Raw genomic sequence first — 16,770 nt, forward strand, 5'->3', positions numbered from 1 at the left:
CCGCGGCGTGCTACTGCTTTACAGGTTGCCGTCGAGGAACGCGGTGAGTTGCGACTTCGACAGAGCACCGACCTTCTGAGCGGCGACGGCGCCGTTCTTGAACAGGATCAGCGTGGGGATGCCGCGCACGCCGAATTTGACCGGCGTGGACTGATGCTCGTCGACATTGATCTTCGCCACTTGCAGGCGATCCGCGTAATCCTTGGCGACTTCGTCGAGGATCGGCGCGATCATCTTGCACGGACCGCACCATTCGGCCCAGAAATCGAGCAGCACGGGTTTATCGGATTTCACGACGTCCTGTTCGAACGATGCGTCGCTAATATGCTTGATTTGTTCGCTCATTTATGAATACCTCTATCGGTTCGAGGCCCGCCTGAATTGCTCGCCACGATACGTCAAAAACCGGGAAAATTTCAGTTCGCCTTGCCGCATCCAGAGCCTTGCCGCGCTTGCTAGTGAAAATCAGAAAAACCGTCTGAAAAAAGCGCCGGGTTTTCACGAATACGCGGAAAGATCCAAGTTTGCGGGTCTTCCAACTGGCAGTGTAGCTTAATTCGCTATGCGTTGCCGATGGCGATAGTACTCGTTAGGGCAGTGGGGCTAATGGGCCGCCCCAACAGCGTCAGCGGGTTTCGACGGTTGCCGGATACCGCGTTGCAATCTAGATGGTAGCGGGCGCGGTGAACTCAAGTGCACTATGTGGCGGGCGTTGCCGGCGCGCATGATGCGCGCATAAAAGGCGAGGAGCCGTTCGAACCGGCGCGTCGTTCGTTTTGCTCGGCACAACAGTCGCACAATGCGCGCGGCAATGATAGAATCTTTCGTGACGGGCCTCCTCGCATGGAGGGATGGTCAACCTGGTCAGGTCGGGAACGAAGCAGCCACAGCCGTTTTCCACCAGTGCCGAGGGTCAGGCTCGTCACCCTCCTTTGCTGTTTTCTTCGCGGCCGTTTTCACGGATTCCCCGCAGTTCTCTTCAGTCATTCCCAGCTTCCGCATTGATCGTGCGCCATGTTCGGATCGAGCGTCGTCCCCGCCGCGTCGTGCTTTCGCACGTCTTCCCGAATGGTTTTGCGCGCCATTGTTACTGATACAATTTCCGGATGACCTATCAAGTTCTCGCACGCAAATGGCGGCCGAAGGATTTCGCTTCGCTCGTCGGACAAGAGCACGTGGTGCGCGCGCTCACCCATGCGCTCGACGGCGGCCGTCTGCACCACGCCTATTTGTTTACAGGTACGCGCGGTGTTGGCAAGACCACGCTGTCGCGCATCTTCGCGAAGGCGCTCAATTGCGAGACCGGTGTGACGTCGACGCCGTGCGGTGTGTGCCGTGCGTGCCGCGAGATCGACGAAGGGCGCTTTGTCGATTACGTCGAGATGGACGCGGCGAGTAATCGCGGCGTCGATGAAATGGCCGCGCTGCTCGAGCGCGCGGTGTACGCGCCCGTCGATGCACGCTTCAAGGTCTACATGATCGACGAAGTGCATATGCTGACGAACCACGCGTTCAACGCGATGCTGAAGACGCTCGAAGAGCCGCCGCCGCACGTCAAGTTCATCCTCGCGACGACCGACCCGCAGAAGATTCCGGTCACCGTGTTGTCGCGCTGTCTGCAGTTCAATCTGAAGCAGATGCCGGCCGGCCATATCGTGTCGCATCTCGAACGCATTCTCGACGAAGAGGGCGTGCCGCACGAGGCGCAGGCGCTGCGCCTGCTCGCGCGCGCGGCCGACGGTTCGATGCGCGACGCGCTGTCGCTGACCGATCAGGCGATCGCCTATTCGGCGAATCAGGTCAGCGAAGACGCGGTGCGCGGCATGCTCGGCGCACTCGACCAAAGCTATCTGATCCGATTGCTGGACGCGCTCGCGCAAGGCGACGGCGTGGCGGTGTTGTCTGTCGCCGACGAGATGGCGTTGCGCAGCCTGTCGTTCTCGACGGCGCTGCAGGATCTGGCGAGCCTGCTGCACCGGATCGCGTGGGCGCAGATCGCGCCTTCGTCGGTGCTCGAGGAATGGCCGGAGGCCGCCGATCTGCGCCGCTTCGCCGACGCGTTGAGCGCCGAGCAGGTGCAGCTGTTCTATCAGATCGCGACGATCGGCCGAAGCGAACTCGGCCTCGCACCCGACGAATACGCGGGCTTCACGATGACGCTGCTGCGCATGCTCGCGTTCGAGCCGGCGCCGACGGGCGGCGGTGGTGGAGCGGCGGGAGCCGCCGGCACGCAGACCGGCGCGGCCAGCGCCGGTGCAAAGCGCTCCGGTGCACCGACGGTTGCGGCACTGCGCGCGCCGTCGCCGTCGTCTGCAACGCCCATGGCCGCCGCGGCACCGGCTGGTGGACCGCAGGCTGGCGTTGCCGGTGACGACCATGGCGATGCGCTGACAACCACCGCGCAGGATGCAAAGCCGATCGCGAAGTCCGCAGCCCACGCCGCGCAAGATAAAGTAGCGCCGCCATCGCTCGATGCCGAAGCCGCGCGCACGAAAGTCGTGTCGCCCGCCGCCACGGCACGCCCGTTGGCGCCGTGGGAAGACGCGCCCGAGAACGACGGCGCCACGATCGGCGGTTCGACCACGCCGGTCTCGAACGAAGTCTCCGACACCGAACCTGCGTCCGCACCGAGCGCGCTTGCAACTGCCGCACTCGCGCGCGCGGAGGACGTCTCGTCATCAGAGCTGGAGCCGCGCCAGGAATTGGCGACGCCCGCTTCAGCGGCGGCGGAGCCGGCCGCAGCCGATCCCGCTCCGCGCCGCGCGGCCGGGGCCAGCGCCGCGCTCGACGTTCTGCGCAACGCCGGCATGAAGGTATCGTCCGACCGTGGCCGCGCAAATACCGGCGCGGCCGCGAAGCCTGCCGCGCCCGCCACGCCGAAGCCGGCCGCACCGAAGCCGGCCGCACCGAAACCCGTGGCGCCGCGCGTGATCGTGCCGGTACCGGTGCCTACCGCGCCACGCAGGGTGTCGCACGACCCCGCCGCGCCTACCGCCAACGCAAACAGCGGCGCCAGCAGCAACGCGCAACAGAACAGCCCGTCGAGCCCACCCTGGGACGACATGCCGCCCGACGACTACGTGCCGCTATCGGCCGCGGACGATGCCTACTTCATTCCGCCCGACGACGACTTCGTGCCGGTGTTCGACCGCGGCCCCGACGACGTCCGTATGGACGGCCCGGCCGCGCAGGGCGCCACGCCCGCGCCAATCGTCGATACGCGGCCGCTGCCGCCAGCCGTGCCGCTCGATCCGCTTGGTTTCACCGGCGACTGGCCCGCGCTCGCCGTCGATCTGCCGCTGAAGGGCATCTCGTACCAGCTTGCGTTCAACAGCGAACTGATGGCGCTCGAGGGCAGCACGCTGAAGCTGAACGTGCCGGTGCCGCAATACGCGGAAGCGTCGCAGGTCGCTAAACTGAAGTCAGCGCTCGTCGAGCGGCTCGGCCGGAACGTCGACGTGCAGGTCGACGTCGGCCCGGCGCGCCGTACCGCCGCCGCGCACGACGCGAAGCTGCGCGCGCAGCGCCAGCAGGAAGCGGAGCGCGAGATTAGCGCCGATCCGTTCGTGCAGTCGCTGATTCGCGAGTTCGGCGCGAGCATCGTGCCGGGCTCGATCCGCCCGATTATCCCGGACGCCGCGCCGAACGGCGCGTCGCCGGCCCACTGATCCATCGTTCGCGGCGGCGCCGCAGCGCGGCGCCGGAAAACCAGATTCCACACTGTCTAGAAGGAGCACGTCCATGATGAAAGGCCAACTCGCCGGGCTGATGAAGCAAGCCCAGCAGATGCAGGAAAACATGAAGAAGATGCAGGAGCAACTCGCGCTGATCGAGGTAGAGGGGCAGTCGGGTGCCGGTCTCGTCAAGGTGACGATGACCTGCAAGAACGACGTGCGTCGCGTGTCGATCGACCCGAGCCTGCTCGCCGACGACAAGGACATGCTGGAAGATCTCGTCGCCGCCGCGTTCAATGACGCCGTGCGCAAGGCCGAGGCGACCGCGCAGGAAAAGATGGGTGGCATGACCGCCGGCCTGCCGCTGCCGCCGGGCTTCAAGCTGCCGTTCTAAGCCGCCGCTGTTGAAGCGGGCTGAAGCGGGCGAGCGCCGCGGCGGTGATCGCCGCGGTGCGAGCGCAAGCGCTCGCTGGCCGCGCGCCGCGCGCAGGCTGCAATCACCGACAGTACAGCCGCGCGTGAAAGCGCCGCCGTCGGGGCGCGCAAGCGCGGCCCGGTTCGAGCACCGCCCCCGCATCCGAATTCGCCCACCCGAGCACCACTCACGTCGACGCCGATCCGCATGAAACAACCTTCCGCCCTGTCGGCGCTCGTCGAAGCGCTGCGCGCGCTGCCCGGTGTCGGGCCGAAGTCCGCGCAACGCATGGCGTATCACCTGATGCAGCACGATCGCGAAGGCGCCGAAAAGCTCGGCCGCTCGCTGCTGTTCGCGACCGAGCATCTGCGTCACTGCGAAAAGTGCAATACGTTTACCGAAGCGCAGATCTGCGAGGTCTGCCTCGATGAAGAGCGCGATCCGTCGCTGCTATGCGTCGTCGAGACGCCGGCCGACCAGATCATGCTCGAACAGACGATGACCTATCGCGGCCTCTATTTCGTGCTGATGGGGCGGTTGAGTCCGCTGGACGGCATCGGCCCGAAGGAAATCCATTTCGACCGGCTCGTCAAGCGCGCGTCGGATGGCGTCGTCAAGGAAGTCGTGCTGGCTACCAATTTCACCAACGAAGGCGAAGCCACCGCGCATTACCTCGGGCAGACGCTGAAGGCGCGTGGGCTCGCCGTCACGCGCCTCGCGCGCGGGGTGCCGGTGGGCGGCGAACTCGAATATGTCGACGCAGGCACGATCGCTCGCGCGATGCTCGACCGTCGTTCGATGTAGCCACGCGGCTATCGTTGGCGGCCGCAGTACCCATCCAGGCACGCGTCGCCATCTCTGGCCGACAAAGGAGACTCATGAGCGCCACCCCCGAATCAGCCGCGAGCGCCGCACCGCATGACGCGCGCGGCCCGCTCGCCGGTGTCAAGGTGCTGGAACTCGGCACGCTTATCGCCGGGCCGTTCGCCGCGCGTTTTCTCGGCGAATTCGGTGCCGAGGTCATCAAGATAGAAGACCCCAAAGGCGGCGACCCGCTGCGCAAATGGCGCAAGCTGTATCCGGAAGTCGGTGGTACGTCGCTGTGGTGGGCCGTGCAGGCGCGCAACAAGAAGTCCGTCACGATCAACCTGAAAGCCGAAGAGGGCAAGGAGATCGTGCGGCGCCTCGCGAAAGAGGCTGATATCGTCGTCGAGAATTTCCGGCCTGGGCTGCTCGAAAAGCTCGGGCTCGGCTACGACGTGCTGTCCGCCGAGAACCCTGGCCTCGTGATGGTGCGTCTGTCGGGCTACGGCCAGACGGGTCCGTATCGCGACCGGCCCGGCTTCGGCGCGATCGCCGAGTCGATGGGCGGTCTGCGCCACATCACCGGCTACCCGGAGCTGCCGCCGCCGCGTATCGGCATTTCGATCGGCGATTCGATCGCCGCGCTGCACGGCGTGATCGGCGCGCTGATGGCGTTGCACCACAAGCAGGTGAACGGCGGCAAGGGGCAGGTCGTCGACGTCGCGCTATACGAGGCCGTCTTCAACATGATGGAAAGCGTGGTGCCCGAATACGGCGTCTACGGCATGGTGCGCGAACGTACCGGCGCGTCGCTGCCGGGCATCGTGCCGTCGAACACGTATCCGTGCCGCGACGGCAGCATCGTGATCGGCGGCAACAGCGATCCGATCTTCAGGCGCCTGATGATCGCGATCGAACGCGACGATCTGGCGAACGATCCGGCGCTCGCGCATAACGATGGCCGCGTGCCGCGCACGCAGGAAATCGACGCCGCGATCGCCGCCTGGCTGTCCTCGCGCACGATCGACGAAGCGCTCGCGGTGCTGAACGCGGCCGATGTACCGGTGGGCCGCATCTACAGCGTCGCCGACATGTTCACCGATCCGCAGTTCATCGCGCGGCAGATGATCCAGCGGTTCAAGTGGCAGGACGGCAATGAAATCACGCTGCCGGCGGTCACGCCGAAGCTGTCGGCGACGCCCGGCGAGACCCGCTGGCTGGGGCCGGAACTGGGTGAACATACCGATGAAGTCCTGCAATCGCTAGGTTATGATGCTGACGGCATCGCGAGGTTGCGGGTGCAACAGATCGTTTGATGCGCACAGCGCAACGCATAGAGAAAAGCGCGTAAAGCGCACACGGGCGGTCAAAAGCCGCACGACGAAAAATCTGGAGACAACGGACCATGCAACGCAGAACTTTCCTTGCCGGCGGGGCGGCGCTCGCGGGCGCCTCGCTCGCGGCCACGCCGTTCGCTTTCGCGCAGGGCAAACCCGAGACCACCAGGGTGGCGATCGCGGTGGGCGGCAAGAACCTGTTCTACTACCTGCCGCTGACGATCGCCGAGCGCCGCAGCTACTTCAAGGACGAGGGGCTCGAAGTCGAGATTTCCGACTTCGCGGGTGGCTCGCAGGCGCTGAAGGCGGCAGTCGGCGGTAGCGCGGACGTGGTCTCCGGCGCGTTCGAACACACACTGCTGTTGCAGGCGCAAAAGCAGATGTTCCGCGAATTCGTGTTGCAGGGCCGCGCGCCGCAGATCGTGCTCGCGGTGTCGAAGAAGACGATGCCGAACTACAAGTCGATCGCCGATCTGAAGGGCAGGAAGATCGGCGTGACTGCGCCGGGTTCGTCGACGTCGATCATGGCGAGCTTCGTGCTCGCGAAAGCGGGGCTCAGTCCGAAGGACGTCGCGTTCATCGGCGTGGGCGCGGGTGCCGGCGCGATCGCCGCGCTGCAGTCCGGGCAGGTCGACGCGATCGCCAATCTCGATCCGGTCGTCACGCGCCTCGAGCGCGCAGGCGACGTGCGCGTCGTGTCGGATACCCGCACGCTCGCCGATACGCACACCGTGTTCGGCGGCGACATGCCGGCGGGCTGCCTGTACGCGTCGCAGTCGTTCATCACGAAGAACCCGAACACCACGCAGGCGCTGACCAATGCGATGGTGCGCGCGCTCAAGTGGCTGCAGAACGCGAGCGGCAGCGAACTGATCAACACGGTGCCGGAGAGCTATCTGCTCGGGGACCGCGCGCTCTATCTCGACGCGTGGCAGCACGTGCGCGAAGCGATGTCGCCCGACGGCCTGATGCCCGCCGACGGTCCCGCGACGTCGCTGAAGACGCTGAAGGCGTTCGATCCGATGATCCAGAACGCGCAGATTGATCTGTCGAAGACGTGGACCAACGACTTCGTGAAGAAGGCGCTGACGACCGTCAAGGCGTAAACGAAGCGGCGCGCGCGTAGGCATATCGAACAGCACGTGGACAGCGCGATTCGCCGCGTTCACGCCGCCGCCAAGCGTCGCCGCGACCCCGCAAACCCGATTCCCCGAAGCGAGCCGTAAGATGACCGTTGCTGCCCTGGCGCTCGAAAACATCACCTGCACGTTCGCCGCGCGCGATAGTCGCGAGCAGCGCTACACGGCGGTCAAGGACACGACGCTGCGTATCGAGCCGGGCGAGTTCGTGTCGGTAGTCGGGCCGACCGGCTGCGGTAAGTCCACGCTACTGAACATCGGCGCGGGGTTGCTGCAGCCGTCGGCGGGCGCGGTCAGCGTGTTCGGCGAAAAGCTCGGCGGGCTGAATCGCCGCGCGGGCTATATGTTCCAGGCCGATGCGCTGATGCCGTGGCGCTCGGCGCTCGACAACGTGATGGCCGGCCTGTCGTTTCACGGCGTGCCGGCCTCGCAAGCGCGCGCGAAGGCCGAAGAATGGTTAAAGCGCGTCGGTCTCGGCGGCTTCGGCGACCGCTATCCGCATCAACTGTCTGGCGGCATGCGCAAGCGTGTCGCGCTGGCGCAAACGCTGATACTCGATCCCGACATCATTCTGATGGACGAGCCGTTTTCCGCGCTGGATATTCAAACGCGGCAGCTGATGGAAAACGAACTGCTCGATCTATGGGCCGCGAAGCGCAAGGCGGTGCTGTTCATCACGCACGATCTCGACGAAGCGATCGCGATGTCGGATCGCGTGGTGGTGCTGTCGGCCGGTCCCGCCACGCATCCGATCGGCGAGTTCCGGATCGATCTGCCGCGGCCGCGCGATGTCGCCGAAATCCGCTCGCATCCGCGCTTCGTCGAATTGCACGCGCAGATCTGGGGTGTGCTGCGCGATGAAGTGCTCAAGGGGTATCAGCAGCAACTGACCGCGGTTTAAGTGTGCCGCGCATCCCTGCATGCGCATTGAAAGAGAAGGCGTGTTCAATAATCGTCCAAGGCGAACCAAGTCATGTGGAAGACGTTGCGCCCAAGCCGGGCGAATCTGGCGATCTGGCAGTGGCTGCTGCTCGTACTGTCCTTCGTGCTGTGGTACGTGCTGACGAGCCCGACGCTTTTGCCGCCGTTCTATTTCGACGATCCGAACAAGGCGGCGTTTTTCTTCGGCGAGCCGCAGAAAGTACTGCAGCGGATCTGGGAATGGTTCACGGGAGGCGAGATCTATCTGCATCTGTGGATCACGTTGGTCGAGACCGTGCTCGCGTTCGTGCTCGGCACCGCGATCGGGCTCGGCGTCGGCCTGTGGCTCGCGCTAGCGCCGACCGCGAGCGCGCTATTCGATCCGTACGTGAAGGCCGCGAATTCGATGCCGCGCGTGATTCTCGCGCCGATCTTCGGCGTGTGGTTCGGCCTCGGCATCTGGTCGAAGGTCGCGCTCGGCGTCACGCTGGTATTTTTCATCGTGTTCTTCAACGTCTATCAGGGCGTGAAGGAAGTGAGCCCCCTCGTGCTCGCGAATGCGCGCATGCTCGGCGCGAACCGCAAACAGCTGCTGCGCTTCGTTTATCTGCCGAGCGCGATGAGCTGGGTGTTTTCGAGCCTGCATACGTCGGTGGGGCTCGCGTTCGTCGGCTCGGTGGTGGGCGAGTATCTCGGCTCGGCGCGCGGTGTCGGCTATCTGATCCTGCAAGCCGAAGGCACCTTCGATATCAACACCGTGTTCGCGGGGATTCTGGTGTTGACCGCATTCGCTCTGGTTCTCGATGCGATCGTCGGGACGGCGGAGCGGCGCTTGATGAAGTGGCAGCCGCGCGCCGGAGATACCGAGAAGCTGTGAGCGATGCTGCATCAAGGCGTGATCACCACCTTGCCGATCACGCGACGCTCGACCATGTCGCGCAACGCGCGGCCGGTGTCGTCGAGCGAATAGCGGGCGGACACGTAGGGCTTGAGCTTGCCTTCGCGAATCCAGCCGGTCATCTGCTCGAAGGCGGCGTGATTGCGCTGCGGCTCACGCTTCGCGAAGTCGCCCCAGAACACGCCGACCACGCTTGCGCCCTTGAGCAACATCAGGTTCAGCGGCAGCTTTGGGATCTCGCCGTTCGCAAAGCCGACCACCAGATAACGCCCCCTCCAGCCGATGCTGCGAAACGCCGGTTCCGCATAGATGCCGCCGACCGGATCGTAGATCACGTCCGGGCCTTTGCCATCGGTGAGCGCCTTGATGCGCTCGCGCAAATCCTCGGTGCGGTAGTTGATCGTCGCGTCCGCGCCGTGCTTCACGCAGGTCGCGAGCTTTTCATCGCTAGATGCCGCCGCGATCACGCGCGCGCCGAGCGCCTTGCCGATTTCGACCGCTGCGAGCCCGACGCCGCCGGCCGCACCGAGCACGAGCATCGTCTCGCCAGGCTGTAGCGCGCCGCGATCGACCACCGCGTGATGCGAGGTGCCGTACGCGAGCGTGAACGCGGCCGCGAGTTCGAACCCCACGTCGTCGTCGAGCGGCACGCAGGCCGCGGCGGGCGCGAGCGCCTGCTCGGCGAAACCGCCCGAGCCCGTGAACGCGGCGACGCGCGAGCCCGGCCTGAACTGCGTGACGCCTTCGCCCACCGCGCGCACGATGCCCGCGGCTTCCGAGCCCGGCGTGAACGGCAGCGGCGGCTTGAACTGGTACTTGTTCTCGATGATCAGCACGTCGGGAAAATTGACGGCCGCGGCCTTCACGTCGATCACGACGTGGCCAGGCGGCGGTTCGAGATCCGGCAGGTCGTCGACGACCAGGCTCTCGGGCGGCCCGTACTGCTTGCAGCGAATTGCGCGCATCGTGTCTCCATATCGTTCAGGGTTCGCAACGTTTTCGAGTGTAAAGCAAAGCGCACGATCGTGCGATTTACTGCCGATTCAGCCCGCCTGCACAGCGTCGGGTTCAATACGAAGCAGCATCCCTTGCGTTCGACGCCAGCATTCGCGCGCCTGAAAAACATCGGCTCGCACGACGCTCGTGCCTGCCACCCGGACACATCCGCCATGTCGTTCGCGTGCCATCTTTCCTCGGTTACAATCGGCGCATGCGAATCCTACTCAGCAACGACGACGGTTATCTGGCGCCGGGCCTCGCCGCGCTTTACGAAGCGCTGAAGCCGATCGCCGACGTCACCGTGATGGCTCCCGAACAGAACTGTAGCGCCGCGTCGAATTCCCTGACGCTGTGGCGGCCGCTGTCGGTCCTGCGTTCGGCGAACGGTTTCTACTACGTGAACGGCACGCCGACCGACTCGGTGCACATCGCGCTGACCGGCATGCTCGACCATAAGCCGGATCTCGTCGTATCGGGCATCAACAACGGCCAGAACATGGGCGACGACACACTGTATTCCGGCACCGTCGCGGCCGCCACCGAAGGCGTCATGTTCGGCGTGCCGGCCATCGCGTTTTCGCTCGTCGACAAAGACTGGGCCCATCTCGAAGACGCGGCGCGTGTCGCCGCCGAAATCGTCGCGCATTATCTCGAACGACCGTTGCCCGGGCATCCGCTGTTGAACGTCAATATTCCCAACCTGCCGTACGACGAGCTGAGCGGCTGGCAGATCACGCGTCTCGGCAAACGTCATCCATCACAGCCGGTGATCCGCCAAACCAATCCACGCGGCGAGCCGATCTACTGGATCGGCCCCTCGGGCCAGGCGCGCGACGCGAGCGAAGGCACGGACTTCCATGCGGTGGCCAACGGCGCCGTGTCGATCACGCCGCTGCAGCTCGATCTGACCTATACGCAAATGCTGCCCGCGGCGCGCGACTGGCTGCGCGCCGGCAGCGGCACTTCATGACCGGCGAGCGCGCGAAGCGCTTTCCGCTGGGTCTCGAGGACCTGGTCCGCGAACCGCGCCGGCCCGAGGGACGTCCGGGTGAGATGCGCGCGGCGGCGCTCGCGGCGAGCGCGGCGTTGAATGCGCGGCAGCAGTCGGCGAAACCGACGCAGGGCGGCGCGGGCGCACGAGCGCAAGCGAGGACCTCCACTGCCGCGCAACCTGCGCCGGCGACGCGAACCCAGGTGATTCCCCAGGTGAAGACGCAAAGCGCATCGTTGAGCTCGGCCACGGCCGCGCCCAGTGCGATGCCGCCGAAGCCGCAGGCCGCGCCAGTCGCGAAGACAATGGCGAACACGTTGGCTGGTGCATTGGCGGGGCAGCCTGTCAAGCAAGCGCCGAAGTCGTCGGTCAAGCCGGGCAAAACCTCGACGCATGCGCGAGGCCATAGCGCGCGCGGGACGCCATCACCACTTCAGTCGCAAGCGCAGCAAACCGCGAAAGGCGCGCCGAACGTCGCACTGGCCGGCGCGATGAGTGGCGCATTCGCTGGCGCAAGCAGCGGCGCGATGAACAACGCGCCGGCGCTGACTTCGGAACGGGTTCGCGAACGCATGGTCGAACGCCTTCGAGCCAATGGGGTGAGCGATCAGCGTGTGCTGAACGCGATGGCGGCGGTGCCGCGCCACATGTTCGTCGATCCGGGTCTCGCGGTCCAGGCGTACGAAGATGCCGCGCTGCCGATCGGTCATCACCAGACCATCTCGAAGCCGTCGGTGGTCGCGCGAATGATCGAGCTCGCGGCCGCCGGGCGCGCGCTGAACACCGTGCTCGAAATCGGCACCGGTTGCGGCTATCAGGCGGCGGTGCTGAGCCAGGTCGCGCGTGAGGTTTATTCGATCGAACGTATCAAGCCGCTGTCCGAGCGCGCTAAGACGAATCTGCGTCCGCTGCGCATTCCGAATATCCGGCTGCATTACGGCGACGGGCGGCTCGGTTTGCCGTCGGCGGCGCCGTTCGACGCAATCGTGATCGCGGCTGCCGGACTCGACGTGCCGCAGGCGTTGCTCGAGCAGCTTGCGATCGGCGGACGTCTGGTTGCGCCGGTCGGCTCACAGGAAGGACAGAGCCAGGTGCTGACGCTGGTCGAGCGCCTCGGGCCCGCGCAATGGCGCGAGTCGCGGCTTGATCGCGTTTTCTTTGTACCCTTAAAATCCGGAGTGATTTGACACCGATGAGTATGTTGCGCGCGATGCAGAGAACCACCCCGAATACCCCCATGACCGTAACCCAGCGCAGCGTGTGCGTGCTCGCCTTGTCCCTGTTGATGACGGCCTGCGCATCCCGGCTCGACCAGGCGCCCGTCGTCGACCGCTCCGGCGCCGGCACGCTCGCCACGGCGCAGGGCGGGGCGCAACCGGCCGTGCCGCTCGGGCCGCCGCCGCCCGGCTACTATCGCGTGAAGCCGGGCGATACGCTGTACCGCATTGCGCTCGAAAACGGCCAGAATTACCGCGACATCTCGACGTGGAACAACCTGACCAACCCGAATCAGATCGAAGTCGACCAGTTGCTGCGCGTCGTGCCGCCGGGCGCGAATACCGCGGCCATGACGCCGGGCGTGTCGACCGCGCCGATCGGCAGCACCGGCGCGGTGCAAAGCGCACCGCTGAACAACAACGCGCCGGCCGCGGTCGGCGCTGCGATGCCGCCGCTGTACGGCGGCGCGACGAACGGTACGCTCGCTGCGCCTCCAGCCAATCCCTCTGCGGCGAGCGCCGACACCGGCAGCGCCGCCACGGGCAACGTAGCATTTGCATGGCCGGCGCGTGGTCCGCTGCTCAACACGTTTAACGACTCGACCAACAAGGGCGTCAATATCGGCGGCTCGGTGGGCGAGCCGGTCAAAGCTTCAGCGGATGGTCGCGTCGTCTATGCCGGAAATGGGCTGCGTGGCTACGGCAATCTCATTATCATCAAGCATGATGCAACTTATCTCACCGCGTATGCACACAACCGCGCTTTGATGGTAAAAGAGGGGGACGCGGTAACGAAGGGGCAGAAGATCGCTGAGATGGGCAATAGCGATTCCGACCGCGTGATGTTGCATTTCGAAGTTCGCCGACAGGGTAAACCAGTCGACCCACTGAAGTATTTGCCGCCGCAATAAGCGATACGACCATGCCGAAATCGAAGCGCCGCCCGCCGCAAGCCGAGTCTGAGACGATCAGCGAAGCCACGTCCGCTGCAGTGGACGAAAGCGGCGCTTCGGAAGTGGAAGAAGAGACCGTCGAGGAGCGCGATCTCGACGAACGCCAGAGCGGTCTCGACGACAGCGAGAGCGCTGACGCGCGCGAAACCACCGGCGAGGCGCCGCCCGACGCCGACGATTTCCGCGCACTACTGCAGGCCGAACTCACGGCCGACACGATCCAGCATTATCTGAATCGCATCAGCGTAAAGCCGCTGCTCACCGTCGAGGAAGAGCAGAAATATTCGCGCCTTGCCAAGGCCGGCGAGTTCGAAGCGCGGCAGGTGATGATCGAACGTAATCTGCGGCTGGTCGTCAGCATTGCCAAGGGTTATCTGAATCGCGGCGTGCCGCTGCTCGATCTGATCGAAGAGGGCAATCTCGGCCTGATGCACGCAATCGAAAAATTCGATCCGACGCGCGGCTTCCGTTTTTCGACTTACGCGACGTGGTGGATCCGCCAGAGCATCGAGCGCGCGATCATGAACCAGGCGCGCACCGTGCGATTACCCGTGCATGTGATTCGTGAGCTCAACCAGGTGTTGCGCGCGAAGCGTCATCTGGAAAAGAACTCGATGAATTCCGGCGAGGCGGCCGAGCGCCGGGACGCGAGCATCGACGACATCGCCTACCTGACCGGCAAGACCACCGACGAAGTCACCGACATCCTCGCGCTGAACGAGCACACCGCGTCGCTTGACGCGCCGCTCGACCTCGATCCGGCCAGCAGTCTGCTCGATCTGCTGTCGGACGACCAGAGCCAGTCGCCAGACGCCGAGGTGCAGCATCGCGAGCTTGAAACGCTGACGCGCGCCTGGCTCGCGCGCTTGTCGGACAAGCACCGCCATGTGATCGAGCGGCGCTTCGGTCTGAACCACATCGAGCCCGCCACGCTCGAGGAGCTGGCCGACGAAATGGGCCTCACGCGCGAGCGTGTGCGCCAGATCCAACAGGAAGCGCTGGTGCGACTCAAGCGCTTCTTCGCCTCAAACGGTGTCCGCAAAGACGCCGTTCTCTGACTGATGACACCGATTCTTGTTTTCGACATCGAGACGATTCCCGATGTCGCCGGCATCCGCCGTCTTGAAGATTTGCCCGCGTCGATGAGCGACGCCGACGTCGCCGAGCACGCGTTCGCCGCGCGCCGCGAAAAAACCGGCAGCGATTTTCTGCCGCATCACCTGCAACGGGTCGCGGCGATTTCCTGCGTGTTCCGCGACAACAACGGTTTTCGCGTGCGCTCGCTCGGCACGCCCGAGGACGGCGAGGCGACGCTCGTGCAGTCGTTTTATCGCGTGATCGAGAAGTACACGCCGCAACTCGTGTCCTGGAACGGCGGTGGTTTCGATCTGCCGGTGCTCAACTATCGCGCACTCGTCAACGGCATCCCGGCCTATCGGTTCTGGGATCTCGGCGAGGACGATCGCGAGTTCAAGTGGAACAACTACATCAGCCGCTACCACGCGCGCCACACCGACCTGATGGACGTGCTCGCGATGTACCAGGCGCGCGCCAATGCGCCGCTCGACGCGCTCGCGAAGATGTGCGGCTTTCCGGGCAAGATGGGCATGGACGGCAGCCAGGTCTGGCAGGCGTTCCAGCAAGGGCGCATCGAGGAAATCCGCAATTACTGCGAGACCGATGTGGTCAACACATACCTGCTGTATTGCCGCTTCCAGTTGATGCGCGGCGGCTTTTCGCCGTCGGAATATGCCGACGAGATCAACCTCGTGAAGAACGCGCTCGCTCTGGAAGCGGCGCCGCAGTGGGCCGAGTATCTGGCGGCGTTCGAGCAGTAAGCTCGCGCGAGCAAGGCTTGCGCGTGCTCGCCGCACGCCCGACCCGCACCGCGCCGCAGGCAAGCCCGACGCTTCGTCTACAATCTCGCCTTTCCCCCACAGTTTGTCAGGAAGTCCGCAGGTGTCCCGAACTGCCCCCCAACGTCGCTCGCCGCGGCGCTCATCGAAGCATGCCAGGGCGCAGGCCCCGGCGCCGGCGCCCGTCATTACCGGCAACGAACCGGTTATCGAAATCGTGTCGCTCGACATGGAAGCGCGCGGCGTGGGCCGCACCACCAGCGAAGACGGCACGCCAGGCAAGGTCGTGTTCGTCGAAGGCGCACTGCCGGGTGAACTGGTCAGCTACTCGACGTATCGCAGCAAACCCAAATTCGAGCAGGCCGAAGTGGTCCAGGTGTTCCGCGAGAGCGTGATCCGCACGACGCCGAAATGCGCGTACTTCAACGTCTGCGGCGGCTGCTCGATGCAGCATCTCGACATGCGCGCGCAGGTGGCGGTCAAGCAGCGCGTGCTCGAGGACAACCTGCAGCATCTTGCGAAGCTTCGCCCCGAAACGGTGTTCCGGCCGATTCACGGGCCGTCCTGGGGTTATCGGTATCGCGCGCGGCTCGCGGTGCGCTTTCTGCCGGAGCGCGGCGGCATGCGCATCGGCTTTCACGAGAAGAAGAGCAGCTATATCGCCGACATGAAGACCTGCGAGGTGCTCCCGCCGCATGTGTCGGCGATGCTGATGCCGCTGCGCTTCATGGTCCGCAAGCTGTCGATCTACGAGCGCATGCCGCAGCTCGAACTCGCGGTCGGCTCGTCGGTCACGGCGCTCGTCGTGCGCAACCTCGAACCGCTGACGGCTGAGGACGAGCAGGTACTGCGCGAGTTCGCCGACGAGCACAACGTGCAGTTCTGGATCCAGCCGGGCGGACACGACACGGTCACGCCGCTTTATCCGCTTGACGTGCAGCTCGACTACACGCTGCCCGAGTACGGCATCCGCATGCCGTTCAAGCCCACTGATTTCACCCAGGTCAATCACGCGATCAACCGTGTGCTAGTGAGTCGCGCGTTGCGCCTGCTCGCGCCGGCGCGCACGGACCGCGTGCTCGACCTGTTCTGCGGGATCGGCAACTTCACGCTGCCGCTCGCGCGCATCTCGCGGGAAGTGGTCGGCATCGAGGGCAGCGAAGAGCTGACCCAGCGCGCGCTCGCCAATGCGGAGCTGAATGGCGTCGCGGGGCATGCGTCGTTCGCGTGCCGCAACCTGTTCGAAGTCACCGCCGACGACCTGCGCGCGCTCGGCCACTTCGACAGGTTCCTGATCGATCCGCCGCGCGAAGGCGCGCTCGCGATCGCGAAGGCCCTCGCGGAAATTGCGCAAAGCGGCAACGGGCCTCTGCCGAAGCGCATCGTGTACGTGTCGTGCGCGCCGGGCACGCTCGCGCGCGATGCCGGGCTGCTCGTGCACGAGGCCGGCTATCGGCTGGTGGGCGCGGGCGTCGTCAACATGTTCCCGCACACGTCGCACGTGGAATCGATTGCGCTGTTCGAGCGAGATTGAGTCTCGCGGCGCGCATAAAAGAAAACGCCACG

Annotated in this window: 15 protein-coding genes and 1 other RNA gene; 14 read left to right on the forward strand and 2 right to left on the reverse strand. The window is 65.2% G+C overall.

Going from position 1 to position 16,770, the window contains the following annotated elements:
* Positions 1–18: 18 nt before the first annotated feature.
* The gene (gene trxA, locus F6X42_RS16090; RefSeq protein ID WP_013089343.1) at positions 19–345 is read right to left on the reverse strand and encodes a thioredoxin TrxA; all 327 of its coding nucleotides are present in this window, start codon (positions 343–345) and stop codon (positions 19–21) included.
* Between the two features lie 483 nt (positions 346–828).
* Here trxA and ffs point away from each other — a divergent pair.
* The 8 genes from ffs (at position 829) to F6X42_RS16130 (ending at position 9,167) form a co-directional block, all read left to right on the forward strand.
* Positions 829–927: signal recognition particle sRNA small type (gene ffs, locus F6X42_RS16095), an RNA gene on the forward strand.
* A gap of 179 nt (positions 928–1,106) precedes the next feature.
* The gene (locus F6X42_RS16100; RefSeq protein WP_187635174.1) at positions 1,107–3,668 is read left to right on the forward strand and encodes a DNA polymerase III subunit gamma/tau; all 2,562 of its coding nucleotides are present in this window, start codon (positions 1,107–1,109) and stop codon (positions 3,666–3,668) included.
* A gap of 73 nt (positions 3,669–3,741) precedes the next feature.
* Entirely contained in the window at positions 3,742–4,068 is a 327-nt protein-coding gene (locus F6X42_RS16105) for a YbaB/EbfC family nucleoid-associated protein (RefSeq protein WP_027197578.1), read from the forward strand.
* A gap of 228 nt (positions 4,069–4,296) precedes the next feature.
* Positions 4,297–4,893, forward strand: coding sequence for a recombination mediator RecR (recR, locus tag F6X42_RS16110; RefSeq protein ID WP_018418135.1), 597 nt, complete (start codon positions 4,297–4,299; stop codon positions 4,891–4,893).
* 74 nt (positions 4,894–4,967) lie between these two features.
* Complete coding sequence (locus tag F6X42_RS16115) at positions 4,968–6,209, forward strand: CaiB/BaiF CoA transferase family protein (protein ID WP_187635175.1); 1,242 nt, start codon at positions 4,968–4,970, stop codon at positions 6,207–6,209.
* A gap of 89 nt (positions 6,210–6,298) precedes the next feature.
* Positions 6,299–7,336: an ABC transporter substrate-binding protein gene (locus F6X42_RS16120; protein ID WP_187635176.1), complete on the forward strand. Its 1,038-nt coding sequence runs from the start codon at positions 6,299–6,301 to the stop codon at positions 7,334–7,336.
* A gap of 121 nt (positions 7,337–7,457) precedes the next feature.
* Positions 7,458–8,270 (forward strand): ABC transporter ATP-binding protein, encoded by an 813-nt coding sequence (locus F6X42_RS16125; protein ID WP_187635177.1) that lies wholly within the window; start codon positions 7,458–7,460, stop codon positions 8,268–8,270.
* A 72-nt stretch (positions 8,271–8,342) separates the two neighbouring features.
* Positions 8,343–9,167: an ABC transporter permease gene (locus tag F6X42_RS16130; RefSeq protein WP_187635178.1), complete on the forward strand. Its 825-nt coding sequence runs from the start codon at positions 8,343–8,345 to the stop codon at positions 9,165–9,167.
* Positions 9,168–9,178: 11 nt separating this feature from the next.
* Here F6X42_RS16130 and F6X42_RS16135 read toward each other — a convergent pair whose 3' ends face one another.
* Complete coding sequence (locus tag F6X42_RS16135) at positions 9,179–10,153, reverse strand: NADPH:quinone oxidoreductase family protein (RefSeq protein ID WP_187635179.1); 975 nt, start codon at positions 10,151–10,153, stop codon at positions 9,179–9,181.
* A gap of 245 nt (positions 10,154–10,398) precedes the next feature.
* Here F6X42_RS16135 and surE point away from each other — a divergent pair, with 245 nt between their 5' ends.
* From surE to rlmD, 6 genes are all read left to right on the forward strand, one after another.
* On the forward strand, positions 10,399–11,157 hold the full coding sequence (gene surE / locus F6X42_RS16140) for a 5'/3'-nucleotidase SurE (protein ID WP_187635180.1): 759 nt from the start codon (positions 10,399–10,401) through the stop codon (positions 11,155–11,157).
* Positions 11,154–12,365: a protein-L-isoaspartate(D-aspartate) O-methyltransferase gene (locus F6X42_RS16145; RefSeq protein WP_187635181.1), complete on the forward strand. Its 1,212-nt coding sequence runs from the start codon at positions 11,154–11,156 to the stop codon at positions 12,363–12,365. The genes surE and F6X42_RS16145 overlap by 4 nt, the downstream gene beginning before the upstream one ends.
* Before the next feature lie 5 nt (positions 12,366–12,370).
* A complete protein-coding gene (locus F6X42_RS16150) occupies positions 12,371–13,306 on the forward strand; it encodes a peptidoglycan DD-metalloendopeptidase family protein (RefSeq protein WP_187635182.1) in 936 nt (311 codons plus the stop codon).
* 11 nt (positions 13,307–13,317) lie between these two features.
* A complete protein-coding gene (rpoS, locus tag F6X42_RS16155; RefSeq protein WP_187635183.1) occupies positions 13,318–14,406 on the forward strand; it encodes an RNA polymerase sigma factor RpoS in 1,089 nt (362 codons plus the stop codon).
* Positions 14,407–14,409: 3 nt separating this feature from the next.
* Entirely contained in the window at positions 14,410–15,186 is a 777-nt protein-coding gene (locus tag F6X42_RS16160) for a 3'-5' exonuclease (RefSeq protein ID WP_187635184.1), read from the forward strand.
* Positions 15,187–15,307: 121 nt separating this feature from the next.
* Complete coding sequence (rlmD, locus tag F6X42_RS16165) at positions 15,308–16,738, forward strand: 23S rRNA (uracil(1939)-C(5))-methyltransferase RlmD (RefSeq protein WP_187635185.1); 1,431 nt, start codon at positions 15,308–15,310, stop codon at positions 16,736–16,738.
* Positions 16,739–16,770 lie beyond the last annotated feature (32 nt).

Origin of the sequence: Paraburkholderia podalyriae, from assembly GCF_014397785.1 — a bacterium.
GTDB classification, from domain to species: Bacteria; Pseudomonadota; Gammaproteobacteria; order Burkholderiales; family Burkholderiaceae; genus Paraburkholderia; species Paraburkholderia podalyriae.